The sequence below is a fragment of the Amycolatopsis sp. NBC_01488 genome (genome assembly GCF_036227105.1).
In the GTDB taxonomy this organism is placed as follows: Bacteria; Actinomycetota; Actinomycetes; order Mycobacteriales; family Pseudonocardiaceae; genus Amycolatopsis.
The window spans coordinates 4892706-4916423 of the sequence record NZ_CP109434.1; the positions used below are offsets into that span (position 1 = coordinate 4892706).

23 protein-coding genes are annotated in these 23718 nt (G+C 72.3%); 19 read left to right on the top strand and 4 right to left on the bottom strand.

The window, feature by feature from the left end; translation table 11 throughout:
* The first annotated feature begins 84 nt into the window (after window positions 1–84).
* From OG738_RS23615 to OG738_RS23625, 3 genes are all read left to right on the top strand, one after another.
* Window positions 85–1638 (top strand): SpoIIE family protein phosphatase, encoded by a 1554-nt coding sequence (locus OG738_RS23615; RefSeq protein ID WP_329044147.1) that lies wholly within the window; start codon window positions 85–87, stop codon window positions 1636–1638.
* Window positions 1639–1719: 81 nt separating this feature from the next.
* Window positions 1720–2262 (top strand): type 1 glutamine amidotransferase domain-containing protein, encoded by a 543-nt coding sequence (locus OG738_RS23620; RefSeq protein ID WP_329044150.1) that lies wholly within the window; start codon window positions 1720–1722, stop codon window positions 2260–2262.
* 123 nt (window positions 2263–2385) lie between these two features.
* Complete coding sequence (locus OG738_RS23625) at window positions 2386–2547, top strand: hypothetical protein (RefSeq protein ID WP_329044152.1); 162 nt, start codon at window positions 2386–2388, stop codon at window positions 2545–2547.
* 56 nt (window positions 2548–2603) lie between these two features.
* Here the strand turns inward: OG738_RS23625 and OG738_RS23630 are convergent, their stop codons facing one another.
* Entirely contained in the window at window positions 2604–3023 is a 420-nt protein-coding gene (locus OG738_RS23630; RefSeq protein WP_329044153.1) for a hypothetical protein, read from the bottom strand.
* A gap of 155 nt (window positions 3024–3178) precedes the next feature.
* On the opposite strand from OG738_RS23630, the gene OG738_RS23635 reads away from it, so the two are divergent.
* The 5 genes from OG738_RS23635 (at window position 3179) to OG738_RS23655 (ending at window position 6482) form a co-directional block, all read left to right on the top strand.
* Window positions 3179–3607: a helix-turn-helix domain-containing protein gene (locus OG738_RS23635; protein WP_329044155.1), complete on the top strand. Its 429-nt coding sequence runs from the start codon at window positions 3179–3181 to the stop codon at window positions 3605–3607.
* Window positions 3604–3993 carry an alpha/beta fold hydrolase gene (locus OG738_RS23640; RefSeq protein WP_329044157.1) on the top strand — a complete coding sequence of 130 codons (390 nt, stop codon included), beginning with the start codon at window positions 3604–3606 and terminating at the stop codon, window positions 3991–3993. Before OG738_RS23635 ends, OG738_RS23640 begins: the two co-directional genes overlap by 4 nt.
* Complete coding sequence (locus OG738_RS23645) at window positions 3990–4352, top strand: DUF4180 domain-containing protein (RefSeq protein ID WP_329044158.1); 363 nt, start codon at window positions 3990–3992, stop codon at window positions 4350–4352. The genes OG738_RS23640 and OG738_RS23645 overlap by 4 nt, the downstream gene beginning before the upstream one ends.
* Before the next feature lie 63 nt (window positions 4353–4415).
* On the top strand, window positions 4416–5504 hold the full coding sequence (locus OG738_RS23650; RefSeq protein WP_329044160.1) for a sialidase family protein: 1089 nt from the start codon (window positions 4416–4418) through the stop codon (window positions 5502–5504).
* Between the two features lie 138 nt (window positions 5505–5642).
* Entirely contained in the window at window positions 5643–6482 is an 840-nt protein-coding gene (locus OG738_RS23655) for an SAM-dependent methyltransferase (RefSeq protein WP_329044162.1), read from the top strand.
* Window positions 6483–6555: 73 nt separating this feature from the next.
* On the opposite strand, the gene OG738_RS23660 is transcribed toward OG738_RS23655, so the two are convergent.
* Window positions 6556–7389 (bottom strand): aldo/keto reductase, encoded by an 834-nt coding sequence (locus OG738_RS23660; protein WP_329044163.1) that lies wholly within the window; start codon window positions 7387–7389, stop codon window positions 6556–6558.
* A gap of 405 nt (window positions 7390–7794) precedes the next feature.
* On the opposite strand from OG738_RS23660, the gene OG738_RS23665 reads away from it, so the two are divergent.
* Genes OG738_RS23665 through OG738_RS23695 form a run of 7 tightly spaced genes read left to right on the top strand, consistent with a single transcriptional unit; the run spans window position 7795 to window position 14427 of the window.
* A complete protein-coding gene (locus OG738_RS23665; protein ID WP_329044164.1) occupies window positions 7795–8904 on the top strand; it encodes an inositol-3-phosphate synthase in 1110 nt (369 codons plus the stop codon).
* Window positions 8901–9728: an SCO3242 family prenyltransferase gene (locus OG738_RS23670; RefSeq protein WP_329056810.1), complete on the top strand. Its 828-nt coding sequence runs from the start codon at window positions 8901–8903 to the stop codon at window positions 9726–9728. Before OG738_RS23665 ends, OG738_RS23670 begins: the two co-directional genes overlap by 4 nt.
* Complete coding sequence (locus OG738_RS23675) at window positions 9725–10546, top strand: sugar phosphate isomerase/epimerase family protein (protein WP_329044165.1); 822 nt, start codon at window positions 9725–9727, stop codon at window positions 10544–10546. The genes OG738_RS23670 and OG738_RS23675 overlap by 4 nt, the downstream gene beginning before the upstream one ends.
* Window positions 10543–11088, top strand: a complete 546-nt coding sequence (locus OG738_RS23680) for an EboA domain-containing protein (RefSeq protein WP_329044166.1) — start codon at window positions 10543–10545, stop codon at window positions 11086–11088. The genes OG738_RS23675 and OG738_RS23680 overlap by 4 nt, the downstream gene beginning before the upstream one ends.
* Window positions 11088–11939, top strand: coding sequence for a TatD family hydrolase (locus OG738_RS23685; protein WP_329044167.1), 852 nt, complete (start codon window positions 11088–11090; stop codon window positions 11937–11939). The genes OG738_RS23680 and OG738_RS23685 overlap by 1 nt, the downstream gene beginning before the upstream one ends.
* The gene (gene eboE, locus OG738_RS23690) at window positions 11936–13063 is read left to right on the top strand and encodes a metabolite traffic protein EboE (RefSeq protein ID WP_329044169.1); all 1128 of its coding nucleotides are present in this window, start codon (window positions 11936–11938) and stop codon (window positions 13061–13063) included. Before OG738_RS23685 ends, eboE begins: the two co-directional genes overlap by 4 nt.
* Complete coding sequence (locus OG738_RS23695; protein ID WP_329044170.1) at window positions 13060–14427, top strand: nucleotide pyrophosphatase/phosphodiesterase family protein; 1368 nt, start codon at window positions 13060–13062, stop codon at window positions 14425–14427. The genes eboE and OG738_RS23695 overlap by 4 nt, the downstream gene beginning before the upstream one ends.
* 56 nt (window positions 14428–14483) lie before the next feature.
* On the opposite strand, the gene xylA is transcribed toward OG738_RS23695, so the two are convergent.
* Window positions 14484–15632: a xylose isomerase gene (gene xylA / locus OG738_RS23700; RefSeq protein WP_329044171.1), complete on the bottom strand. Its 1149-nt coding sequence runs from the start codon at window positions 15630–15632 to the stop codon at window positions 14484–14486.
* A gap of 97 nt (window positions 15633–15729) precedes the next feature.
* Between xylA and OG738_RS23705 the strand changes: the two genes are divergently transcribed.
* The gene (locus OG738_RS23705) at window positions 15730–16893 is read left to right on the top strand and encodes an ROK family transcriptional regulator (protein WP_329044172.1); all 1164 of its coding nucleotides are present in this window, start codon (window positions 15730–15732) and stop codon (window positions 16891–16893) included.
* Window positions 16894–16949: 56 nt separating this feature from the next.
* On the opposite strand, the gene OG738_RS23710 is transcribed toward OG738_RS23705, so the two are convergent.
* Window positions 16950–20186, bottom strand: coding sequence for a S8 family serine peptidase (locus OG738_RS23710; RefSeq protein WP_329044174.1), 3237 nt, complete (start codon window positions 20184–20186; stop codon window positions 16950–16952).
* Between the two features lie 237 nt (window positions 20187–20423).
* Between OG738_RS23710 and OG738_RS23715 the strand changes: the two genes are divergently transcribed.
* The 3 genes from OG738_RS23715 to OG738_RS23725 are packed head-to-tail and all read left to right on the top strand — an operon-like array spanning window position 20424 to window position 23504.
* Entirely contained in the window at window positions 20424–21038 is a 615-nt protein-coding gene (locus OG738_RS23715; RefSeq protein WP_329044175.1) for a TetR/AcrR family transcriptional regulator, read from the top strand.
* A gap of 1 nt (window position 21039) precedes the next feature.
* Window positions 21040–21948: an ABC transporter ATP-binding protein gene (locus OG738_RS23720; RefSeq protein ID WP_329044177.1), complete on the top strand. Its 909-nt coding sequence runs from the start codon at window positions 21040–21042 to the stop codon at window positions 21946–21948.
* Entirely contained in the window at window positions 21945–23504 is a 1560-nt protein-coding gene (locus OG738_RS23725) for an ABC transporter permease (RefSeq protein ID WP_329044178.1), read from the top strand. Before OG738_RS23720 ends, OG738_RS23725 begins: the two co-directional genes overlap by 4 nt.
* The last annotated feature ends 214 nt before the right edge of the window (window positions 23505–23718 follow it).

Consider the following 23718-nt stretch of genomic DNA (forward strand, 5'->3'; position numbering starts at 1 on the left):
CCATGATTCGCCCTACACTTCGAGCCAGTCCGCCCGCTCACGCGGTAGCCGTGCGATAGCAGTCCGGAGGCAGGAGGTCCGTGCATGGTGTCACGTCCGGCTCCGGCCTCGGCGGCCCTGCCGCCGATGACCGGTGAGGACGTACCGCCGGGCTTCGACGCCTTCGGGCGGGCCGTCCTCGAAGACGTGCGCGACGCGGTGTTCCTCCAGGACGCCGACGGCGCGCTGCGCTGGGCGAACCCGGCGGCGCGGACGCTGACCGGCGGCGTCGAGCCGCGGCTGCACCCGGTCGCCGAAACCTCCGGGCACGTGGAGGTGTCCGGCAATCGTCGTCCGGCCCGGGTCCGCGCCCTGCCTGGCGGCTGGCACTCCTGGACCGTCCCGGCGGAGGACGTCCCGCAGCGGCACGTGGGCGACTTCCTCGCCGAGGCCGGCCCCCGGCTGGCCGGGGCGCGCGGGCGGCACGGCACCGCGCGGGTGATCGCCGAGCTGGCCTCGGCCGCGCTGGCCGACACCGTCTTCGTGCTGTTGCCGACCACGCGCGGGCGGTGGGAGTGGTGGAGCTGCGAGCGCCCGTCGGCGCACGGCCACGGCCGGATCCGGCGGGTCCCGGCGCAGGTCGCGCCGGTGCTGGCGGCGACGTTCGCGGCCACCGGCAAGCCGCAGCCGGCCCCGGTCCCCGCACCCGAGGTCGCCACGCTGCCCTCGATCGTCGCCGACCGGTTCGCCGGGCACGCCGACGTGACGGTGGTGTCGCTGGGCCCGAGCGCCGGCTCCGGCGTCACCGGGGCCCTGCTGCTGGGCCGCCGGGCGGACCCGGAGTTCGGCGCCGAACAGGGGCGCGCGGTCGTCGAGTTCGCCAAGGCGGCCGGGACGGCGCTGGCCAACGCGCAGCGCTACGCCCGCCAGGAGGAGGCCACGCGCGGCCTGGAGACGACGTTGCGCCCGGTCGACCCGCCCGAGCTGGACGGCGCCCGGTTCGAGACCTGGTACGAGCCGGCCGCCGGGGTGCTCGCGGTCGGCGGCGACTTCTACGACGTCCTCGCCCACGACGATGGCAGCGCGTTCCTGGTGCTCGGCGACATCTGCGGCAAGGGCGCCGAGGCCGCGGCGCTCACCGGGCGGGTCCGGCACGCGCTGACCGCGCTGGCGATGGTCGAGCGTGACGGCCGGACGCTGCTGCGGCTGCTCAACGAGCTGCTCATCGCGGGCGGCAGCAGCCGGTTCGCCACGCTGGTGCTCGGCACGGCCCGGCCGTCCGACGGCGGTGTCGGCCTGACGCTGGCCTCGGGCGGGCACCCGGCGCCGCTGATCGTCCGCCGGGCCGGCGTGGTCGAAGAGGTCACCGTCCCGGGGACGCTGGTCGGGATCTCGCCGCAGGCCCGGTTCGCCGAGGCGGAGGTGCGGCTGGAGCGCGGCGACGTCTGCCTCCTCTACACCGACGGCATCACCGAGGCCCGCAACCGGCACGACCCGACGGAGCTGTTCGGCGACGACCGGCTGCGCGCGGTGCTGGCGGCCGCGGCGGGGGAGCCCGCCCGCGAGGTCGTGCGGCGGCTGCGGCAGGCCGTGCGCGACTGGCTGGGCAGTTCGGCGCACGACGACATCGCCGTGCTGGCCATCGAGTGCGCGGACTGAGTCTCTGTCCTCTTTGGACCGCGTTTGACCGCCTCCGGAGGGGGTAGTTCCTTCGTGCATTGATCCCGACGGAGGAATCCCATGGCGAACGCACTGCAAGGCCGCCGCGTTGCGATCCTGGCCGCGGACGGCGTCGAACAGGTCGAGCTGGAGAAGCCGCGCCAGGCTGTGCTCGACGAGGGCGCGACGGTGGAGCTGGTGTCGCTGGACACCGGTGAGATCCAGGCGATGAACGGCGACATCGACAAGGGCGACCGGTTCCCGGTCGACCGGAAGGTGGCCGACGTCGGCATCGGCGACTTCGACGCGCTGCTGCTGCCGGGCGGCACGATGAATCCCGACAACCTGCGGACGAACGGCGAAGCGGTCAAGTTCGTCGGCGACTTCGTGCGCGCGGGCAAACCGGTCGGGGTGATCTGCCACGGTCCGTGGACGCTCGTCGAAGCGGATGTCGTGCGTGGCCGCACGCTGACTTCGTACCCCAGCATCCGGACCGACCTGCGTAACGCCGGCGCCACCGTCGTCGACGAAGAGGTAGTGGTCGACAACGGCTTGGTCTCGAGCCGCAATCCGGACGACCTGCCGGCGTTCTGCCGGACGGTCGTGCGCGAGTTCGCGGGCTGAAGTCCTTTGTAGACAATCACCCGGCCGTGTGTTAAGTCCCGCTTAAATCTGTTGGCTTTCGGCACCCCGGCGGAGGACGCTGAGGGGGTGACCAGGATCGCCCGTGGAGAGGAGGTGGACACCATGACAGTGCAGGCACGCCGCTACGGCCGCTGGTGCCGGGAGCACTTCGACGTGGTCGCCGCCCAGGGCGTTCCCGCTCCCCGGCCCGCCGACGCCGCCGAGGTCCCGGCGGAGCCCGAGCCGGAGCCCGTCAAACCGGTCGCCGAACAGCCGCAGGGCTGACCCAGCGCACGAAGAAGCCGCCCCGGTCGTGGCCGGGGCGGCTTCTTTCGCGTGCGTCAGCCGTAGTAGCTGCGGCGGCGGTACCAGACCCGCCTGGGTCCCGGCACGCCGATGCGGGCGATGACGTCGGTCAGGATGGCGCCGATGGCCAGCCAGATCAGCGCGGCGAGACCGTCGTTCAAGAACGTCCGCAGCTTCTCCGAATCCGGCGTGAACAGGTTGCGCAGGCCGAGCGAGACGTTCGACGACCACTCGGTGATCAGGTGCGCGAAGCCGTTCGCCGAGTTCGCGTCGCCCAGCACCAGCACGATGTGCACCGCGAGGACCAGGGCGAACACCGCGCACACGAGGTGGATCAGGGCGTTGACCGTGCGGACGATCCGGATGCGCGGGTGGGTGCGTTCCACGACTTCTTCGGCCGCGGCGGGTTCGTACCGCGGATCGTAGGGCTGCTCCGGGGGCGGGGGATACGGCATCGTCGTCGCCGTCCTTTCGAGGAGTCCGATGTGGACGGACCTGGGCGTACGGTGGCACCGGGGGATACCCGGTACTCGGGTGAGCGAACCGCGCATTCCCTAAACTTCCTTATCACTTGACATGATAGGGTAGTTTGTGGAACATAAGGAGGGTCATGACGCAGGAGGTCTTCTCCGTCGAGCAGGTCGCCGCGAAGCTCGGCCTGCACGTCCGGACGGTCCGGAACTACGTGCGCGACGGGCGGCTCAAGGCGGTCCGGATCGGCAAGCAGTACCGGATCGCCGCCGACGACCTCGAGGCGTTCACCGGGCTGCCGGTGGCCGAACCGCGGCCGGACCGGCCCGTCGCCGAGCTTTCGGGCGTCGCCGAGGTCACCGGCGTCGACCGGGCGACCGCCGACCGGATCGCCACCGTCGTCGTCGCTTCGGTGAACGGGCCGCGGGACGGGGGTGAGCGGCCCCTGCGCGTCGAAACGATCTACGACAAGGAGCGCTCCACCATGAAGATCATCGTGCTCGGCGACCTCGCCGCCGGCGCGGAGCTGCTGCGCTTCGTGGCCTCCTTCACCGAGGGCCTGACGTGACCACGGTCTACCGCTCGGCCGAAGGCGCCGTGGCGGTCCGGCAGCGCTACGACACGCTCCTGCGCCGCTGGCCCGTGCCGCACGAGACGCGCACCCTCGCGACCCGCCTCGGCGACACCTTCGCCGTGGTCTCCGGCCCGGTGGCCGCGCCGCCGCTCGTCGCGCTGCAGGGTTCCGGCGGCACCGCCGCGCACTGGCTGCCCGACATCGCGACGCTCGCGGAGCACCTGCGCGTGCACGCCGTCGACGCGCCGGGGGAGCCGGGCCGGACCCAGCTGCGGGAAGCCCTCCCGGGCGCCGACGTGCGGCCGGCCGAGGACGCCGGGCACTTCCTGCCCGGCTGGGCCGCGGCCGCGGCGGAATTCCTGAAGGGAGAAGGATCGTGATCGACCAGCGCCACGGCGCCGGGGTGTGGTTCGTGCCGTCCGAGGGGCCGGAGCTGGCCACCGAGCAGGACGCCGTCGACCTCGTCGGGGCCACCTTCGGGCAGAGTGCCGACGTCCTCGTCGTGCCGGTCGAGCGGTTCCCCGCCCGGTTCTTCGACATGCGCACCAAGCTGATCGGGCACTTCTTCTCGAAGATCGTCCAGTACGGCTTCCGGCTGGTGCTGCTCGGCGACGTCGGCCCGCACGTCGAGGCGAGCACCGTCTTCCAGGACGTCGTGCGGGAGTCCAACCGGGGTCGGCACGTCTGGTTCGTGGCCGACCTCGCGGAGCTCGACGCCCGGCTGGCCGCGGCGCGCTGAGCCGCGCGGTGGAACCTCGCGCCACGCGGGCAACCCCGTCCCGCGCGGCACGTCCAGGGGATCATGAGAATCCCGGCGCTGCTCGCGTCCGTCCTCACCCTCCTGGCCGTGCTCGTCTCTCCCGCGACGGCGCAAACCCCTGTCCCACGGGGGTTCCGGCCCGCCTCGACGAGCTGGACCGGCCCGGACACCGGGTACGTCCTGGGGTACTCGCCCTGCGCGAAGTCGTGGTGCCCGGCGCTGCTGGGCACCACCGACGGCGGAACGCACTGGCGCCGGCTGGGCGCGCCGCCGATGTCCTTGCCGGACAACCACAACCACGTCGCGCTGACCTTCACGAGCGACCGCGTCGCGTACGTCAGCGACGGCGTCCACGTGCGCACGACCCGCGACGGCGGCGCGAGCTGGCACCCGGTCGGCCTCATCGGCGCGCGGCAGCCCTACTACCTCTCGAAGATCACCGAAACCGCCGGCCGGGTCTTCGCCGTCCTCACGACCTTCGGGGACGGCCACGGTGCCACGCGGTTGTACTCCGGTGTCGCCGGCTCGCCGGTGCTCGCCCCGGTGCCCGGTTTCGCGGCCGCCGGCGGGATCACCTACGGCGACCTGGCCGTCGGCGGTGGCCTGCAGGTGGCGCTCGGCGCGGACTACGGCACCGAGAAGTACTGGACCTCGCGCGACGGCGTCCGCTTCACCCCGGCCGCCCCGCCGTGCCCGGCCGGGACGGTCGCCTCGCTCGCCGGGGTGCGGGAGCAGCAGGTCGTGGCGTTGTGCAGCAGCAGCCCCGGCTCGCCGCAGCCGGGCTCGACCGAGCGGGAGCTGCGGCACGCGGCGAAGCTCGGCGGGACGTTCAGCGGGAGTGACGCGGCACCCTTCATCGGGATCACGCAGGGCTTCGGCGCGGCGTCGCCGACGTCCGCGACGGTGGCGGCCGAGGGCGGCGGCACCGGGTTCCTGCACAGCACGGCCGACGGCGGCCGCACGTGGACGACGACCGTGCTGTCCGACCGCGGGCTCAGCCTGACCGATCTGGACTTCCCCGGCCGCTCCACCGGCGTAGTCGTCGACGGCCAGCCGGATGCCGACGGCGGCTCCGCCCTGTACCGCACCACGGACGGCGGACACCTGTGGCGTGAACTGCTGATCGGATAGTTGTGCCTGGCAGGCAAGGCCCTTCGGCCCGGTTCACTTGGTGAACGGCATGTCGTAGTCTGTGCACTGTCCGTTGCCGGACGAAGGTGGCCGGGCCCCGGGGCAGGGGCCGGCGCCCCAGACGAGGGAGAACAGTCGATGACGCCTGGCGACCTGCGGTCGGGAACCGAGGGGGGCTCGGCGTCCCTCGATTTCTCCAAGGCGAGCCTGGCCCGGCTGTCGGACGCACTGCTGGGCGGCCACGACCACTACGAGGTCGATCGGGAAGCCATGCGGCGCCTGCTGGCCATCGCGCCCGGTGCGCGCGCGATGGCCAAGGAACACCGCGACTGGCTGGTGCGCGCGATCCGGTTCCTCGCCGGGAAGCGCGGCATCGACCAGTTCCTCGACCTCGGCTCCGGCATGCCGACCGCGGAGAACACCCACGAGGTGGCCCAGCGGTACAACCCGGACGCGCAGGTGGTGTACGTCGACAACGACCCGGTCGTGCAGGTGCACGGCCGGGCGCTGCTCGAAGAGAACTACCTGACCCACGTGACCGGCGCCGACCTGACCCGGCCGGCGGAGACGCTGGCCGACGACGTCGTCGAGGAGTACCTCGACTTCACCCGGCCGGTGGGGCTGATCCTGACCTCGATCGTGCACCACATCGACGACTACGAGCGCGCGAAGTCGATCGTCGCGGAGTACGTGGCGGCGCTCGCGCCCGGGTCGTACCTGCTGCTCACGCACAACTTCGACCCGGAAGAGGACTCGCCCCGCCAGGAGCTGGCGCGCCTGCTGGAGACGAGCTTCCAGGGCACCGGGCTGGGCAGCGTCTACCGCACGCGGGAGCAGATCACGTCGTTCTTCGACGGCACCGAACTGCTCCGGCCGGGGCTGGTCTACCTGCACGAATGGTGGCCGGACGGCCCCCGGCTGCACCCGCTGAGCGAGCTGAACTTCCTGACGCTGGGCGGCGTGGCCCGCAAGCAGTGACCCGCCCGCCGTCGTGAGTGAGAAACAGGATTAGAACACTGTTTCTCACTCACGACCAGGCGGGTGCGCGGGGTCAGGCGGCGTTGAAGGTGTCCGGGTCGGGGCCGGTGCGCTCGCCGCGGTCCAGCGGCGTCAGCGACTCCAGCTCCTCCTCCGACAGGGTGAACCCGAACAGGTCGAAGTTCTCCTCGATCCGCGACGGCGTCACGGACTTCGGGATCACCACGTTGCCCAGGTGCAGGTGCCAGCGCAGCACGATCTGCGCGGGCGTGCGGCTGTGCTTCACCGCCAGTTCCGCGATGATCGGGTCGCCCAGCAGCGAGCCGCCCTTGGCCAGGGGGCTCCACGCCTCCGTCGCGATCCCGTGCTTCGCGTCGAACTCGCGGAGCTCCTGCTGCTGCAGGTACGGGTGCAGTTCGACCTGGTTGAGCACCGGGGCGACGTCGGCCGCGTCGAGCAGGCGCTCCAGGTGGGCGGGCTGGAAGTTGGACACGCCGAGCGCGCGGACCCGGCCGTCGGCGTGCAGCTTCTCGAACGCCTTCCAGGTGTCGAGGTACTTGTCGCGCTCCGGCGTCGGCCAGTGGATCAGGTACAGGTCGAGCTGCTCCAGGCCGAGCTTCTTCATGCTCTCGTCGAACGCCTTGAGCGTCGAGTCGTAGCCCTGGGCCGAGTTCCACAGCTTGGTGGTGACGAACAGCTCGTCCCGGGCGAGGCCGGACTCGGCGATCGCCCGGCCGACGCCCTTTTCGTTGCCGTAGAGGGCGGCGGTGTCGATGCTGCGGTAGCCCGCGTCGAGGGCGGCCTTCACGGCGGCGGTGGTCTCGTCGTCCGGGACCTGGAACACGCCGTAGCCGAGCTGTGGCATCGCCACGCCGTTGGAGAGTTCGATGACGGGCACGCTGGTCACGAGGGGTCCTTTCGGTGGGTGGTTCATCGGGCGGGTACCCGTTCCCCGGTGTCGAAACTTGCAGGGTGCCGATGGCGCCGGCGACGCCCAGGGCGAGCTGGCCACCCAGAACGTCGATCGCCGGTCGAAGGCCTGGCCGAGCGCGCTGATGGCCGTTGCGAGCAGGGCGGCGGGCACCCGAGCCGCCGGACGGAGGGGCAGGCCCGGTCGCGGGCCGAGGGGCTCGAAGATCCGGAGCGCGGAAACACTTGATCGACTGCGGCGATGTAGTCCGGGTGGACCTCCGCACGCCCAGGGGGACCGCGCTCGCCGTGGTGGCGGAGCGCGCCGCGGTGAGCGGGGTCCCGACCCGCGTCCGGTCGGGGGCGATCGGCGCGGGCTGAATCCGGCGAACTGGAGGAAGTCATGGGGAAGATCGGTGTCTGGTTGATCGGCGCCCGGGGGTCGGTGGCCACGACGGCCGTCGCCGGGGCCGCCGCGATGCGGGCGGGACTGGCGCCGCCCACGGGGTGCGTGACCGAGCTGCCGGACTTCGCCGGGGCGCCGCTGCCCGGGCTGGGGGACCTGGTCTTCGGCGGCCACGACGTCGTCGACACACGGCTGGTCAAGCGGGCCGAGCAGCTGGTCGCGGCGGGCGTGCTGCCCTCGACCCTGCCGGGCCCGATCAGCGCGGAGCTGGAAGCCACCGAAGCCCGGCTGCGCCCGGCCCCGTCCGGGGGCGGCCGGGCGGCGGCCGACCGGATCGTCGCCGACCTGACGGCGTTCGGCGAGGGCCTGGACCACGTCGTCGTCCTCAACGTCTCGTCCACCGAACCACCGTGCGAACCGCACCCGGCGCACGAATCCCTGGCCGCGCTGGAAGCGGACCTGGGCGTCCTGCCGCCCAGCGCGTTGTACGCCTACGCCGCCTTCCGCGCGGGCTGTGGCTTTGTCGACTTCACCCCGTCCACGGGCGCGCGGCTGCCCGCCCTCGACGAGCTGGCCCGCACGACCGGGCAGCCGTACGCGGGCCGCGACGGCAAGACCGGCGAGACGCTGCTGCGCTCGGTGCTCGCGCCGATGTTCGCCCAGCGCGCGCTGAACGTCTTGTCCTGGTCGGGCACGAACCTGCTCGGCGGCGGCGACGGCGCCACGCTCGCCGACCCCGGTGCGGCGTCCAGCAAGAACGCGTCGAAGCAGCAGGTGCTGTCGCAGAACCTCGGCCGGGACGTCGACGGCGAGGTGCACATCGACTACGTCCCGGCGCTCGGCGACTGGAAGACCGCCTGGGACCACGTGCTGTTCGAGGGGTTCCTCGGCGCGCGCATGACGCTGCAGCTCACCTGGCAGGGCTGCGACTCCGCGCTCGCCGCGCCGCTGGTGCTCGACCTCGCCCGGCTGACCGCCAAGGCGTGCCGCGACGGCGTCGCCGGGCCGGTGGCCGAGTTCGGGTTCTTCTTCAAGGATCCCGTCGGCGAGGGCCCGCACGACCTCGCGTCGCAGTACGCGGCCCTGCGTGAGTGGGCGAACCGGTGAAGGCGCTCGTCGAACTCGTCCGCGCGCCCGCCGCGCTGACCGTGCCCGGGGACGCCGTCGCCGGGGCCGCCGCGTCGGGGTGGCCCTTCGGCCGCCGCACGCTGGCGCTGACCGGCGCGTCCGTCTGCATCTACTGGGCGGGCATGGCGCTCAACGACTACGCCGACCGCCACCTCGACGCGATGGAACGGCCCGAGCGGCCGATCCCGTCCGGCCGGGTCAGGCCGGAGACCGCGCTCGGCGTCGCGACCGGGCTGACCGCGGGCGGGCTGGGCATCGCCGCGGCGGCGGGTGGCAAGCGGGCCCTGCGCGTCGCGCTCCCGCTGGCCGCGACGGTCTGGGCGTACGACTTCGTGCTCAAGGAGACCGTGTTCGGCCCGGCCGCGATGGCCGCGGCCCGGGCACTCGACGTGCTGCTCGGCGGGGGCGGGGCCCGGGCGGCCCTGCCGGCCGCGCTGACCGTCGGGGCCCACACCTACGCGGTGACGACGTTGTCAAGGTCCGAAGTGGACGGTGCCAAGCCCGCTCTCCCGGCGGCCACCCTCGCCGCGACGGCCGGGGTGCGCGTCGCCGCCGGCCGCGTCGGGCCGCTGGCCTCGGCGCTGCTCGGGACGTACGTGGCGACGACCGGGCGGGCGCAGTACGACGCCGTCCGCGACCCGGCCGCGCCGAAGATCCGGCGCGCGGTCGGCGCGGGCATCCACGGCATGATCCCGCTGCAGGCCGGGCTGATCGCCCGGACCGGCGCGTGGCGCTCGGCGCTGGCCGTCGCCGCCGCGTTCCCGATCGCGCGGGCGCTGAGCCGGAAGGTGTCGCCGACATGAGGTTCGGGTACGGCACCAACGGCTTCGCCAACCACCGCCTCGGCGACGCCCTGCACGTCCTCGCCGACCTCGGCTACGACGGGGTCGCTTTGACGCTGGACCACCAGCACCTCGATCCGTTCGGGCCGGACCTGGCGAGCCGCGTCGCCGCGCTGGCCGCCGAGCTGGACCGGCTCGGGCTGGCCGTGGTGATCGAGACCGGCGCGCGGTTCCTGCTGGACCCGTGGCGCAAGCACTCGCCGACGTTCCTCGACCCCGACCGGGCCGTGCGCGTGGCGTTCCTGACCCGCGCGGTCGAGATCGCCGCGGACCTCGGCGCGGAAGCCGTGTCGTTCTGGAGCGGGAACAAGCCCGCCGGTCTCCCCGCCGAGGACGCCTGGACACGTCTGGCCGACGGCTGTGCGGAGGTGCTCAAGGCGGCCGACGAGCACGACGTCAAGCTCGGCTTCGAGCCGGAGCCGGGGATGCTCGTCGAGGATCTCGACGGCTACTTCGAGCTGGCCCGGCGCCTGGGCGACCCGGAGCGGTTCGGGCTGACGCTGGACATCGGGCACTGCCGCTGCACCGAGTCCGCGTCCGTGCCCGACTGCGTGCGTCGCGCGCTGCCGCGGTTGGTGAACGTCCAGATCGACGACATGCGCCGGGGCACCCACGAGCACCTGGAGTTCGGCCAGGGGGAGATCGACTTCCCGCCGGTGCTGGAAGCGCTGTCGCCGTACACCGGGCTGGTCGCGGTGGAACTGCCGCGGGACAGCCACGCAGCCCCGCGGATCGCCCGTGCGTCCCTGGAGTTCCTGCGCAGGGCGGTGACCGCGTGAACGCCTGGCTGGAAAAGGCACTGCACGACGTCGCCCACGACGCGTCGGTGTTGCGCACGCTGTTCCCGGGCGTCGGCCGCCGGGTTGGCCGGGGCCCGTCGGAAACGCCGGGCTGGACGGTCGACGACGTCGCCCGGGTCCGGCTGCTCCAGGCCGCGCCCGACGCGGCCGCGGAGCTGCCGGACCTCTACCGGTACGGCGACGCCGCCGAGAAGCGGGCGGTCCTGCGTGGACTGTCCGTTGTGGACACCGGCGACGCGGGGCTGGACCTCGTGGCGGACGCCTTGCGGACCAACGACCCCCGGCTCGTCACCGCGGCCATGGGGGAGTACGCCGCCACGCACCTGGCCGACTCCGCGTACCGCCATGGCGTCCTCAAGTGCGTCTTCATGGGCATCCCGCTGGCCGAGGTCGCCGGGCTGGACCGCCGGACCGACGAGGAGCTGGTGCGGATGATGCGGTCGTTCGCCGCCGAGCGCACCGCCGCGGGCCGCGACGTGCCCGCCGACCTCCTCCCGCTGCTGACCGAACAGGACGCCTGATGCGCATCTTCGATCCCCACATCCACATGAGCTCCCGGACCACCGACGACTACGCGGCCATGCACGCCGCCGGCGTCCGCGCGCTCGTCGAACCGGCGTTCTGGCTGGGCCAGCCGCGCACGAACGTCGGCAGCTTCACCGACTACTTCGACGCGCTCGTCGGCTGGGAGCCGTTCCGCGCGAGCCAGTTCGGCATCGCCCACCACTGCACGATCGCGCTCAACCCCAAGGAGGCCAACGATCCGCGCTGCGTGCCGGTGCTCGACCTGCTGTCGCGCTACCTGGAGAAGGACGGCGTCGTCGCGGTCGGCGAGATCGGCTACGACTCGATGACCGCCGAGGAGGACAAGGCGTTCGCCGCGCAGCTCGCCCTCGCCATCGACCACGACCTCCCGGCGATGGTGCACACGCCGCACCGCGACAAGGCCGCCGGGACCGAGCGCAGCATCGCCGTGGTCCGCGAGTCGGGGATCGCGCCCGAGCGCGTGGTGCTCGACCACCTCAACGAGGTGACCGTCGCCGTGGTCAAGGATTCGGGCTCCTGGATGGGCTTCTCGATCTATCCGGACACGAAGATGGACGAGGACCGGATGGTCGCGATCCTTCGCGAGTACGGCACCGAGAAGGTGCTGGTGAACTCGGCCGCCGACTGGGGCAAGAGCGATCCGCTCAAGACCCGCAAGACCGGTGACGCGATGCTCGCCGCGGGGTTCACCGAGGACGACGTCGACCAGGTGCTGTGGCGCAACCCCGTCGAGTTCTACGGCCAGAGCGGGCGGCTTTCCCTGGCATCCGACACCGTGGACGCCGAGTTCGCGGGCAACTCGATCCTGCGGGGTGCGCGCAAGTGAGGTTCCGGCACCCCGACGGCACGCTCGTCCACCTCGCCTACTGCACCAACGTCCACCAGGCCGAGGACCTCGGCGGCGTGCTCGCCCAGCTGGCCCGCTTCGGCGAGCCGGTGCGGGACCGCCTGGGCGTCGACCGCCTCGGGCTCGGCCTGTGGCTGGCCCGGCCGGTGGCCTCGGAGCTGGTGGCGAACCCGGCCGCGATCGCCCGGCTGCGCAGCGAACTGGCCACCCGCGGCCTCGAGGTCGTCACCCTCAACGGGTTCCCGTACCAGGGGTTCCACGACCCGGTCGTCAAGCACAAGGTCTACCGGCCGGACTGGTCGACGCCCGAGCGGACGCGGTACACCCTCGACCTGGCCGGGTTGCTCGCCGAGCTGCTGCCGGACGACGCCGTGCGCGGCAGCGTCTCGACCCTCCCGCTCGGCTGGCGCACGGAATGGCGGGACGACCGTGGCCAGCTCGAAGTGCTCGCCAAGGGATTGGCGGCGCAGGACCGTCCGGTGCGGGTGGCGTTCGAGCCGGAACCCGGCTGCGTCATCGAGACGACCGCACAGGCCGCGGCTTTGCTGTCCGAAGTGGACAAGGACTGGCTGGGCGTCTGCCTCGACACGTGCCACCTCGCGGTCGGGTTCGAGGACCCGGCCGCCGCGCTCGGACGGCTCGAAGCCGCCGGGCTGGACGTCGTCAAGCTGCAGGCGTCGGCCGCGCTGGAAGCTGCTTTGCCGAACGATCCCGCGACTCGCCGGGCGTTGGAGTCCTTTGTGGAACCGCGATTCCTCCACCAGAGCAACGAAAGTGCGCCACCGGGCGCCGACGACCTCGACCTGGCGCTCGCCGGTGGCCTGCCCGGGGACGCGCCGTGGCGGGTGCACTTCCACGTGCCGCTGCACGCCGACCCGGCGCCGCCGCTGACGTCGACCCGGCCGGTGCTGGCCGGGACGCTCGCCGAGCTGTTCGGCGGCGCGACCGCGCGCACCGACCACGTCGAGGTCGAGACCTACACGTGGCAGGTGCTCCCGGACGCACCCGCCGACGACGCCGGGCTGGTCGCGGGCATCGCGGCCGAGCTGGACTGGACCCGGCGAGAACTGATCACCCTGGGCCTGGAAGAGGTTGCGAAATGAGCTTGCTGGTCCTCGACGTCGTCGGGCTGACGCCGCGGCTGCTCCCGCACATGCCGAACCTGCGCAAGATGGCCGAACCCGGCTTCACCGCGCAGCTCGACACCGTGTTCCCGGCGGTCACGTGCTCGGTGCAGTCGACGTTCCTCACCGGCCTGCAGCCGGCCGGGCACGGCATCGTCGGCAACGGCTGGTACTTCCGCGACCTCGGCGAAATCTTCTTGTGGCGGCAGCACAACAGGCTGGTGCAGGGCGACAAGTTCTGGGACGCCGCCCGCCGCGCGCAGGCCGGGCACAAGGTGGCCAACGTCTGCTGGTGGTACGCGATGGGCATGGACGTCGACCTCACCGTCACCCCGCGGCCGATCTACCACGCCGACGGCAAGAAGTCCCCGGACGCCTACACCCATCCGCCCCAGCTGCACGACCGGCTCGTCGGCGCGCTCGGCGAGTTCCCGCTGTTCACGTACTGGGGTCCGACGGCGGCGATCACGTCGTCGAAGTGGATCATCGCGGCCGCGCAGAAGATCATGGCCGAGGACCAGCCCGACACCACGCTCGTCTACCTCCCGCACCTGGACTACGACCTCCAGCGCTTCGGCCCGGACGCGCCCCAGGCCGCGGCCGCCGCGCGGGAGATCGACGACGCCTTGAAGCCGCTGCTGGACCAAGCGGCCGCGGGCGGGCACACCGTCGTCGCGCTCTCGGAGTACGGCATCACGAACGCGAGCCGTCCCGTCGACATCAACCGGGCACTGCGTCGCGAGGGCCTGCTCAACGTGTACGTCCAGGCGGGCATGGAGTACCTCGACCCGTGGACGTCGCGGGCGTTCGCGGTGGCCGACCACCAGGTCGCGCACGTCTACGTCGCCGACCCGGCGGACATCCCGCGCGTGCGGGACATCGTGGCCGCACTGTCCGGAGTGGACGCCGTGCTCGACCGCGACGGGCAGGCGGGCATCGGGATCGACCACGAGCGAGCCGGCGAGCTGGTCGCGATCGCCGAGCCGGACGCCTGGTTCACGTACTACTACTGGCTCAGCGACGACCGCGCGCCGGACTTCGCGAAGACCGTCGAGATCCACCGCAAGCCCGGTTACGACCCGGCCGAGCTGTTCTTCGACCCGAACGACCCGGCGGTGAAGCTGAAGGCGGCGTCGGCGTTGGTCCGCAAGAAGCTCGGCCTGCGGTACTCGATGCAGGTCGTCCCGCTCGACCCCGCGCCGGTGAAGGGCAGTCACGGGCGGCTGCCCGACTCGCCCGAGGACGGGCCGGTGCTGCTGTGCTCGGAGCCGTCGCTCGCCCGCGAAAAGATCCACGCCACCGAAGTCAAGGACTTGTTGCTGGCGGCTATCCGTACCGAATAGGGCCATGAAGGGCACCCTCCTGGACGCAAGAGCCATGAGGGTGCCCTTCATGACCGTCAGCGGACGCCGAAGAGGTGCTCCAGGGCCAGCTGGTTCAGGCGGGTGAAGTGGTAGCCGCGCGCGGCCGCCGCGTCGAGGTCGAAGTCGTCGTTCAGCAGGTCGTCGAACGACTCGCCGGGGGCCAGCGTCGGCGTCGACAGCTCCGGGACGCGGGACGCCGCCAGTGCCTCCGCGACCTCCGGGTCGGCGCGGAACGCGGCCGCCTTCTCCTTGAGGATCAGGTACGTCCGCATGTTCGCCGCCGCGGACACCCACACGTCCGACGGGTCCTCCGTGCGCATCGGCTTGTAGTCGAAGTGCCGCGGGCCGTCGTAGCCGGCGTTCTCCAGCAGGTCGACCAGGAAGAACGCGCTCTTCACGTCGCCGTGGCCGAAGATCAGGTCCTGGTCGTACTTCGGGCCGTGCTGGCCGTTGAGGTCGATGTGGAACAGCTTGCCCTGCCACAGCGCCTGTGAGATGCCGTGGACGAAGTTGAGCCCGGCCATCTGCTCGTGCCCGACCTCGGGGTTGAGCCCGAACATCTCGGGCCGCGCGAGCTGCGAGATGAAGCCCAGCGCGTGCCCGATCGTCGGCAGCAGGATGTCGCCGCGCGGCTCGTTCGGCTTCGGCTCGAGCGCGAACCGCAGCGAATAGCCCTTTTCGACGACGTAGTCCGCCAGGAGGTCGAGGCCCTCCTTGTAGCGGGCCAGTGCCGCCCGGACGTCCTTCGCGGCGTCGGATTCGGCGCCTTCGCGGCCGCCCCAGACGACGTACGTCTCGGCGCCCAGCTCGGCCGCGAGGTCGAGGTTGCGGCGCACCTTCCGCAGCGCGTAGCGCCGGATGTCGCGGTCGTTGCTGGTCAGGCCGCCGTCCTTGAACACCGGGTGGGTGAACAGGTTCGTCGTCGCCATCGGCACCTTGAGCCCGGTTTCGGCCAGTGCCTTGCGGAACGCCTCGATCGCCTTGTCGCGGTCGGGCTCGGTGGCCAGGAGGTCGTCGTCGTGGAACGTCACGCCGTAGGCGCCCAGCTCCGCCAGCCGGTGCACGCTCTCCACCGGGTCGAGCGGCGGCCGCGTCCCGACCCCGAACGGGTCGTTCGCGGGCCAGCCCACGGTCCAGAGGCCGAAGGTGAACTTGTCGGCCGGCTGGGGAGCGTAGTCGCTCATGACTGTCCCTTCATTTAGTTCACGTTGTAGACTAAATATGCGCCGGGGTGGTCCCGCGCGTCAAGAGGCCGGTTAAGGTGCTCCCCGGGAGGACGCGATGACCCAGGCCGTGCGGCACGACTCGATGCGTGCCCGCAACCTCGAGGTCGTGCTCGGCGCGGTCAGCCGCGGCGGCCCGCTGACCAGGGCGGCGCTCGCCGAGCGCACCGGCCTGACGAAGTCCACGGTCAGCAAGCTCGTCGGCGACCTCGTGGACGCGGGCCTGCTGGCCGAGACCGGGCCCGCGCGGGCCGGCGAACGCGGCCGGCCGGGCGTGGACGTCGTGCTCAGCGGCGCACGCGTGGCGTCGCTGGGGCTGGAGATCAACGTCGACTACCTCGCGGCGCGCGTCCTCGACCTCACCGGCGAGGTCCGCTTCGCCGCGCGCCGCGAGCGCGACAACCGCGGCTCACGGCCGAAGAAGGTGCTCGCCGAGCTGCAGGCGCTGGCGGCCGAGGCGCTGACCGAGACGCACCGGCTCGGGTTGGCGGCCGCGGGCGCGGTGCTGGCGGTGTCCGGCCCGGTCGGCGACGGCGTGCTGTTCAGCGCCCCCAACCTCGGCTGGCAGGACGTCCGCCCGGCCGATCTGCTGCGCCTGCCCATCCCGGTGGAGCTGGACAACGAGGCCAATCTCGCGGCGCTGGGCGAACTCTGGTTCGGCGACGGCGAGCGCGACTTCCTCTACGTGTCGGGCGAAGTCGGCATCGGCGCGGGCCTGGTCGTGAACGGCGAGCTGTTCTCCGGCGCCCGCGGGCTGGCCGGCGAGCTGGGCCACGTCGTCGTGGCGCCCGAGGGCCCGCGCTGCCGGTGCGGCGGCAGCGGCTGCCTGGAGACGTACGCGGGGCAGGAAGCGTTGCTGGCCGCGGGAAACGCACCCACGCTGTCCGCCCTGGTCACCGCTTTGGAGCGCGGCGACGCCGTGGCGCTGGATGCGTGCGCGGCGGCCGGGCGCGCGCTCGGCATCGCGCTGACGTCGGCGGTGAACCTGCTGGACCTGGACCGCATCGTGCTGGGCGGGGTGTTCACCCAGCTGTACCCGTGGCTGTCCGGCCCGGTGTCGGAGGTGCTGTCCGCGCGGCTCGGCGGCCTGCGCGGCACGCCGCCGGTGCTGTCCGCGTCCCGGCTGGGCGGCGACGCCGCGACGCTGGGGGCGGCGGGCCGGGTCGTGCACCGCGTCCTGGCCGACCCCGCGCCGTTCGTGACCCGTGCCCAGGAAGCCTAGGCCGGGCAAGGGAAAGCCGCCCCGGGCGGACCCGGGGCGGCTTCCGCTGAATCGACTTAGCTCACCGAGCTGATCTGCACCAGCGAGCTGCCGACCGGCACGCCCGTGTCGGTCTGCACGGTCAGCTGACCGCGCAGGGTCCGGCCCGCCGCGGGGGCGGTGGTGGCCGTCACCGTCGCCGGCACCGTCCACGAGCTGCCCGACGCCCGCGCCGCGTTCGCCTCGGTCACCGCGACCGAACCGAACGCCGGGTTGGTGAACACGTCGAGGTAGTCGTACGCGGTGGGGGCGCCACCGGGCACGGCGTACCCGTCGACGAGCGCGACCCAGACCCCGGGCGCCGGGTTCGGCACGGTCACCGACTCCTCGGAGTCACCGTCCGCGCTGATCCCCGCCTGGACGCAGGAACCGGTCGTGCAGTTGTACAGCACCAGGTCGAGGTCGGTGCCCACGACCGCGGGGCTGCCGATCGTGGCGGTCAGCGACGTCGAGCCCGGCGTCACCGCGATCTGGTACTGCTGCTGCGTGCCTTCGGCGATCGACGGCCGCAGCGTCTTGGCGCTGCCGAGCGTGGCGCCCGCCAGCTTGCCGGTGAACGCGCCGAGCGTGTTCGTCACGGTGTAGGACCGCGCGATCGGCGTGTTCAGCGTGGCCGAGGCGATGGTGTCCGGGTTCGGCGAGATCGCCGTGCCCAGCACCGAAGCCGACAGCTTGTACGCGGCATTGTCCACATCGGACGTCCGGCGCGCCTCGACGACGATCTCCCACACACCCGGCAGCGGGTTGGCGAAGGTCCGGCTGGTCGGCGTGCCGCCGGGGCAGCCCGCACCCGCGTCGGGCAGGTAGCAGGACGTGGTGGCCGTGCTCGCCTCGGCCGGCACGCCGGTCGGGTCGTAGCGCAGGAACCGCACCTGGCCCTTGCCCGGGGCGCCGCCGCCGGCGTCCAGGTCCACCTTCAGCGCACTGGCGCCCTGCGGCACCCGCACGAAGTAGCTGGTCGCCTGGTTGCGGGCGATCTTGCCGGCCACGTCGACCTGGAAGCCCTTGTCGGCGGTGAACTCCTGCGGCGCGAAGACCGTGTTGAGGGTCTGCACGTCGATGCCGACGGTCAGCGGGTTGTCCAGGTACAGCAGCGCCGAGTGGACGCCCGCGTTCTTCGGGTTCACCTTGACGTCGAACTTCACCGGCGTGTTCAGCGGCAACACCACCGTCGACGCCGAGGAGAACGTCCCGTCGTTCCCGGTCCACCGCGCGAAGTACGGCACGGGGTGCGCCGAACCCGTGGTGCGGGTGATCGTGTACGTGCGGGTGTAGGCCTTGCCCGTGGTCACGCCCTCGCGGTCGTGGATGCCCACGCCGGTGTTCGGGGTGGCCAGCAGGCCCGACAGCGCGGTGTGCACCTCGACCGACGTCGAAACGGCGTCCGGCTTCGGGTTGAGCGACAGCGCGACGAACGCGGCGGGCACGTTGAACAGGCCCGCCCCCTGGGCGTACGCGCCGATGCCCGGCACGAACCGGGCGGTCGACTTGATCGCCGAACGCAGCTGCGCCACCGGCGGCCGCTGCCCGTTGTGCGTCGCCTTGTACGCGCTCACCAGCAGCGCGGCCGCGCCGGTCGCCTGCGGCGCCGCCATCGACGTGCCCTGCAGCATCGCGTAGCCGGCGGGCAGGCTGTAGGTGCCGGGTACCGGACTCGGGGACTCCCACCGCGGGGTGGTCGAGATCGCCGCGCCGGGCGCGACGATGTCCGGCTTGAAGCCGCCGTCCTCACGCGGGCCGCGCGAGGAGAACGGGTGCAGTGACTCGGCGTTCTGCGTCTTCGAGCCGTAGTCCGCGAGCCAGGTCTCCTTGGTGATGTAGGAGCCGACCGAGATCGCGTCCGTGGCCACCGACGGGTCGCCGACGGTGTTCGCCCCGGCGCCGCTGTTGCCCGCCGAGATGAAGATCTGGACGTTGTACTCGGCGATCGTGCGGTTGTAGAGCTCCGCCCGGGCGTTGTTGCCGTCGTTGAGCGCCGGCAGGCCGCCGATCGAGATGTTGATGACGTCGGCGCCGTGGCTGGCGGCGTAGACGACCCCGTCGATCAGGCCGCTGGACGTGCAGGCGCTGCCGGTGAGGCAGACCTTGACCGCCAGGACCTTCGCGCCCGGGGCCGCGCCGTCCATCTTGCCGCCGAACAGGTCGTTGCCGGTGGCGATGCCCGCGACGTGCGAGCCGTGCTCGGCGCCGGCGATCCCGATGCCGACGTAGCCCGGCTTGTCGGTCTGGACGACGAAGGCCATCCGCTCGGCGATGTCGGTCGCCGGGTTGTCGGTGCCGAAGTAGCCGACGTCGTACTTCTTGTTGTAGTCGGTCATCGGCTTTTCGTCGGTGAAGTCGCCGTTGCCGTTGAGGTCGACGCGGACCTCCTTGGTCACGCTGTCGAGCAGCACGCCCCAGGAGTCGGCGCGGTCACCGTCGCGGTTGACGTCACCGCCGGTCTCGCTGTCCGCGGCGCCCAGGTCGCCCGCGGTCTCGCTGAACACGCCGAAGGTGTACGGGCCGCCGGTCGCCGGCGCCGTCCAGCTCTTCCCGTTGGCGGTGAAGGTGCCGGTGTAGGTCTGGGTGGACTGCTTGACCCAGGTGCCGTCACCGGAGTTGGTGGCGTTGGCGTCGTACCAGTCGACGATCTTGCGTTCGCCGTGGCTGGTGGTCGCCAGCGCGGGGGTGTCGAGGTCGACGCCCGAGTCGAGCACCGCGACGGTGGCGTCCTTGCCGTCCCAGTTGGGCAGGACCTGGCCGAACTGCGCCGCGTAGGTGTCGCCGGTGGGCAGGTACGGGTTGACGCGCGGGGTGTCCTTGCCCGGGGCCGGCTGCGGCAGCGGGGTGATCGCGCCGTCGGGCTTCGGGTCGTCGCGGTAGACGAGGCCGTCGACGTCGACGGCCTCGACCGACTTGAGCTTCGCGGCCTTCTCCGCCTTCTCGGGCGGGATGGTGACCTTGACGTAGTCGAGCTTGGCGTCGGTGGACTGGACGACGCCGCCGAGCGCTTTGAGCTCGTCGACAGCGGCGCCGGTCTGGCCCTTCTCCGCCGCGATCAGCAGCGTGACGTCCGGCTTCCCGGCCTTCTCGGCTTCGGCGACGAGTGCGCGGTCGTGCTCGTCGAGGGTCTTGCCGTCGGCCGCGCCCGAGGTCGGCGGGGCCAGCTGGGCGGACGCCACGGGAACGGCGATGCCGAGGACGGAAGCGCCGAGAGCGGTGGCGAGGACGGTGATCCCGGCCCGCCGTCTCCAGCGCGATCTGTGCGTTGTCACTGAGAACGACCCTTCGTGAAGAGATGCGTCCGTGAAGTAGACAACGTGAGATCTTCGTCAGCAATCAGACAGTTAGCCCATCGACCGCAATTGGTTGCGGGCCGAATGGCCTAATCGGATCACCGGTTGGGCGGCAACCTGATGTGACTTGGAGGGGTGATCCGTCCACTCTTGCTATACGCACGTATAGGAGACTACATTTCGATGTAGTCAACTATATGAACGTATAGGACCAGGATGACCACCGAAGACCTCACCGCGCGGGCCCGGATCCGGGACGCCGCCATCACGCTGTTCACCGAGCGCGGCATGGAAAAGACGTCGATCCTCGACATCGCCGAGGCCGCAGGGGTCTCGGGCGGCCTGATCCGGCACCACTTCGGCTCCAAGGACGGCCTGCGCGAGGCCTGCGACACCTACGTCTTCGACGAGCTCCTCCGCTTCAAGGAGGACGTGCTGGCGAAGGGGGTCGCGGACCCGGGGTTCCTCCCGACGTTCGACGCCCGCCAGCTGCTCTTCCGGCGGTACCTGGGCCGCGCGATGATCGACGGCTCCGAGGCCGCCGCGGCGCAGTTCGTCGAGATCGTCGACGGCACCGAACGCTACTTCCGCGAGCAAGGCATGGAGCTGCCCGACCCGCGGGGCGTCGCCGCCGCGCTCGCCGCGATGACCGGCGGGCTGATGATCCTGCAGGACCACGTCGCCCGCGCGCTCGGCGAGGAGCCGGGCACGCACGAGGCGATGCTGCGGATGTCGCTCGCCGCCGGGCACCTGTTCCTGAACCCGCTCGCGGGCCCCGAAGTCCTCGAAAAGGCCCGCGAAGCGCTGGCCGCCTACCGACGGAAGGAATGACATGGCCGAAGCGATCACCGCCGACGGCCTCACCAAGGCGTTCGGTGCGGCGAAAGCCCTCGACGGGCTCGACCTGACCGTCCACGCCGGCGAGGTGCACGGCTTCCTCGGGCCGAACGGTGCCGGCAAGACCACCACGATCCGCGTCCTGCTGGGGCTGATGCGGGCCGACGGCGGCCGCGCCACCCTGCTCGGCGGCGACCCCTGGACCGACGCCACCGAGCTGCACAAGCGGCTCGCGTACGTGCCGGGCGACGTCACGCTCTGGCCCAACCTGACCGGCGGCGAGGTCATCGACCTGCTCGGCAGGCTGCGCGGCGGCCTCGACGTCGAACGGCGCGCCGAACTCGTCGAGCGCTTCGACCTCGACCCGCGCAAGAAGGGCCGGACGTACTCGAAGGGCAACCGGCAGAAGGTCGCGCTGGTCGCGGCGCTCGCGTCCGATGTGGAGCTGCTGGTGCTCGACGAGCCGACGTCCGGGCTCGACCCGCTGATGGAGGAGGTCTTCCGGCAGGTCGTCGCGGAGGAGCGGGAACGCGGCGACCGGACCGTGCTGCTGTCCTCGCACATCCTGTCCGAGGTCGAGGCGCTCTGCGACCGCGTCACGATCATCCGGGCCGGGCGCACGGTCGAGTCGGGCACCCTGGACGAGCTGCGCCACCTCGGCCGGATCACGATCGACGCCTCGCTCGCGCACGTCCCTTCGGACCTGGCTGCGCTGCCGGGAGTGCACGACCTGAGCACGTACGGCTCGCACGTCCACCTGTCCGTCGACCCGGCTTCGCTGGACGACCTGATGCGGCGCCTCGCCGAAGCCGGGCTGCGGAGCCTGGTGAGCCGGCCGCCGACGCTCGAGGAGCTGTTCCTGCGCCACTACCGCCACGACGAGCCGGTCGGAGCGGCGCGGTGACCGGGACCTGGTCGCTGCTGCGGCTGGTGCTGCGCCGCGACCGGCTGCTGATGCCGCTGTGGATCGTCGGCCTGGCCGTCGCGCCGATGGGCTACCTGTCGTCGATCGAGGCGGCGTACCCGGACGCGGCGTCGCGGCAGCACTTCTACGACCTCAACGCTTCGAGCGCGACGTTCGTCGTCCGCAACGGTCCGCTGTACGGCTCTTCGGCGGGCAATCTGCTGGCGTGGCAGTGCGGGTTCGTCCCGGTCGTCGTCGGGCTCATCGCGCTGCTCACGGTCGTCCGGCACACCCGTGCGGAGGAGGAGGCGGGCCGTCGTGAGCTGACCGGCGCGACCGTCGTCGGGCGGCACGCCGGGCTGGCGGCGGCCGTGATCGCCACGTGCGGCGCGTGCCTGGTCTACGGCCTGGTGGTCGGGCTCGGCGTCGCCGCGCAGGGCGTCCCTTTCGCTGGTGCGCTGGCGCTGGGGCTCGGGTTTTCCTTGGCGGGCTGGGTGTTCGCCGGCGTCGGCGCGGTCGTCGCGCAGCTGACGTGGGGCGCGAGCGGCGCGCGGGGGCTCGGGATCGGCGTGCTGGTCCTGGCGTTCCTGCTGCGGGCCGCGGGGGACAGCGGCTCGGCGGGGTGGCTCGCGTGGCTGTCGCCGATCGGCTGGGCGCACCGGATGCGGCCGTTCGCCGGGGAACAGTGGTGGGTCCTCGTCTTGGGTATCTTCGCGACCTGCTCGCTCTTCGCGGTGGCGGTCCTGCTGTCCGCGCGCCGGGACCTCGGCGCGGCGCTGCTCCCGGCCCGGCTCGGGCGGGCGACGGCGCGGGCGTCCCTGCGGACGCCGTTGGCGCTGGCCTGGCGGCTGCAGCGGGGGACGCTGCTGGTCTGGACCGTCTGCCTGGTGCTGGTCGGGCTGCTGATGGGCGGGGTCGCGCAGAACGTCGCGGAGATGATGCGGGACAGCAAAGCCGTCGCGGACGTGTTCGCGCGGCTCGGCGGCGGAGGCGCGGTGACGGACGCGTACCTGGCCGGGACGATGACGTTGTTCGGCCTGGCCGCGGCGGGATATGCGGTGCAGGCGACGCTGAAGCTGCGTGCGGAGGAGACGGCGGGCCGGGTGGAACCGGTGCTGGCGACGGCGGTGGGGCGGATCGGCTGGGCGCTGGCACACCTGACGTTCGCGTTGGCGGGCTCGGCTGTCCTGCTGGCTTTCACCGGGTGGGCAACGGGGTTGGCCTACGGGAGTGGTGCTTCGCTGATCCCGGCGGCGCTGGCCCAGCTCCCGGCGGTGTGGGTGCCGGCCGGGCTGTCGGCCTTGCTGATCGGCTTCTTGCCGCGTTACGCGGCGGCGGCATGGGGACTGCTGGGCGCGTTCCTGTTGCTGTCGCTGGTGGGGTCGGCGTTGCGGTGGAACGCCGTGGTGCTGGGGATCTCGCCGTTCTCGCACTTGCCGCGCCTGCCAGGCGGAACGTTCTCGATGGCACCGGAGATCTGGCTGCTGGCGATCGCCCTGGTGGCGGGTGCAGCGGGCCTGGCCGCATTGCGACGCCGTGACATGCCGGTGGGCTGACAACGAAACGCAACCACAGTGGGGGTCCAGGGGGCTTGCCCCTGGCGGGGGTCCGGGGGTTCGACCCCCGGGAGACACCGCGAGGCGAGGCCCGGTGCGCGCTTTCCGCGCACAGACCTCGCCCCGAGCATCGCGCGTGGCAACCGAGGGAGTCGAACCCTGCGCGGCTTGTGAAGGCGGCGCCCATGGACCGGCCCTGACCCTTCGGCGGGCG

Bases quoted from the DNA above. Each gene is read 5' to 3' on its own strand.
- OG738_RS23615 (WP_329044147.1), top strand. From the start codon at position 85: ATGGTGTCACGTCCGGCTCCGGCCTCGGCGGCCCTGCCGCCGATGACC.
- OG738_RS23620 (WP_329044150.1), top strand. From the start codon at position 1,720: ATGGCGAACGCACTGCAAGGCCGCCGCGTTGCGATCCTGGCCGCGGAC.
- OG738_RS23625 (WP_329044152.1), top strand. From the start codon at position 2,386: ATGACAGTGCAGGCACGCCGCTACGGCCGCTGGTGCCGGGAGCACTTC.
- OG738_RS23630 (WP_329044153.1), bottom strand. From the start codon at position 3,023: ATGCCGTATCCCCCGCCCCCGGAGCAGCCCTACGATCCGCGGTACGAA.
- OG738_RS23635 (WP_329044155.1), top strand. From the start codon at position 3,179: ATGACGCAGGAGGTCTTCTCCGTCGAGCAGGTCGCCGCGAAGCTCGGC.
- OG738_RS23650 (WP_329044160.1), top strand. From the start codon at position 4,416: ATGAGAATCCCGGCGCTGCTCGCGTCCGTCCTCACCCTCCTGGCCGTG.
- OG738_RS23655 (WP_329044162.1), top strand. From the start codon at position 5,643: ATGACGCCTGGCGACCTGCGGTCGGGAACCGAGGGGGGCTCGGCGTCC.
- OG738_RS23665 (WP_329044164.1), top strand. From the start codon at position 7,795: ATGGGGAAGATCGGTGTCTGGTTGATCGGCGCCCGGGGGTCGGTGGCC.
- OG738_RS23675 (WP_329044165.1), top strand. From the start codon at position 9,725: ATGAGGTTCGGGTACGGCACCAACGGCTTCGCCAACCACCGCCTCGGC.
- OG738_RS23685 (WP_329044167.1), top strand. From the start codon at position 11,088: ATGCGCATCTTCGATCCCCACATCCACATGAGCTCCCGGACCACCGAC.
- OG738_RS23695 (WP_329044170.1), top strand. From the start codon at position 13,060: ATGAGCTTGCTGGTCCTCGACGTCGTCGGGCTGACGCCGCGGCTGCTC.
- xylA (WP_329044171.1), bottom strand. From the start codon at position 15,632: ATGAGCGACTACGCTCCCCAGCCGGCCGACAAGTTCACCTTCGGCCTC.
- OG738_RS23705 (WP_329044172.1), top strand. From the start codon at position 15,730: ATGACCCAGGCCGTGCGGCACGACTCGATGCGTGCCCGCAACCTCGAG.
- OG738_RS23715 (WP_329044175.1), top strand. From the start codon at position 20,424: ATGACCACCGAAGACCTCACCGCGCGGGCCCGGATCCGGGACGCCGCC.
- OG738_RS23720 (WP_329044177.1), top strand. From the start codon at position 21,040: ATGGCCGAAGCGATCACCGCCGACGGCCTCACCAAGGCGTTCGGTGCG.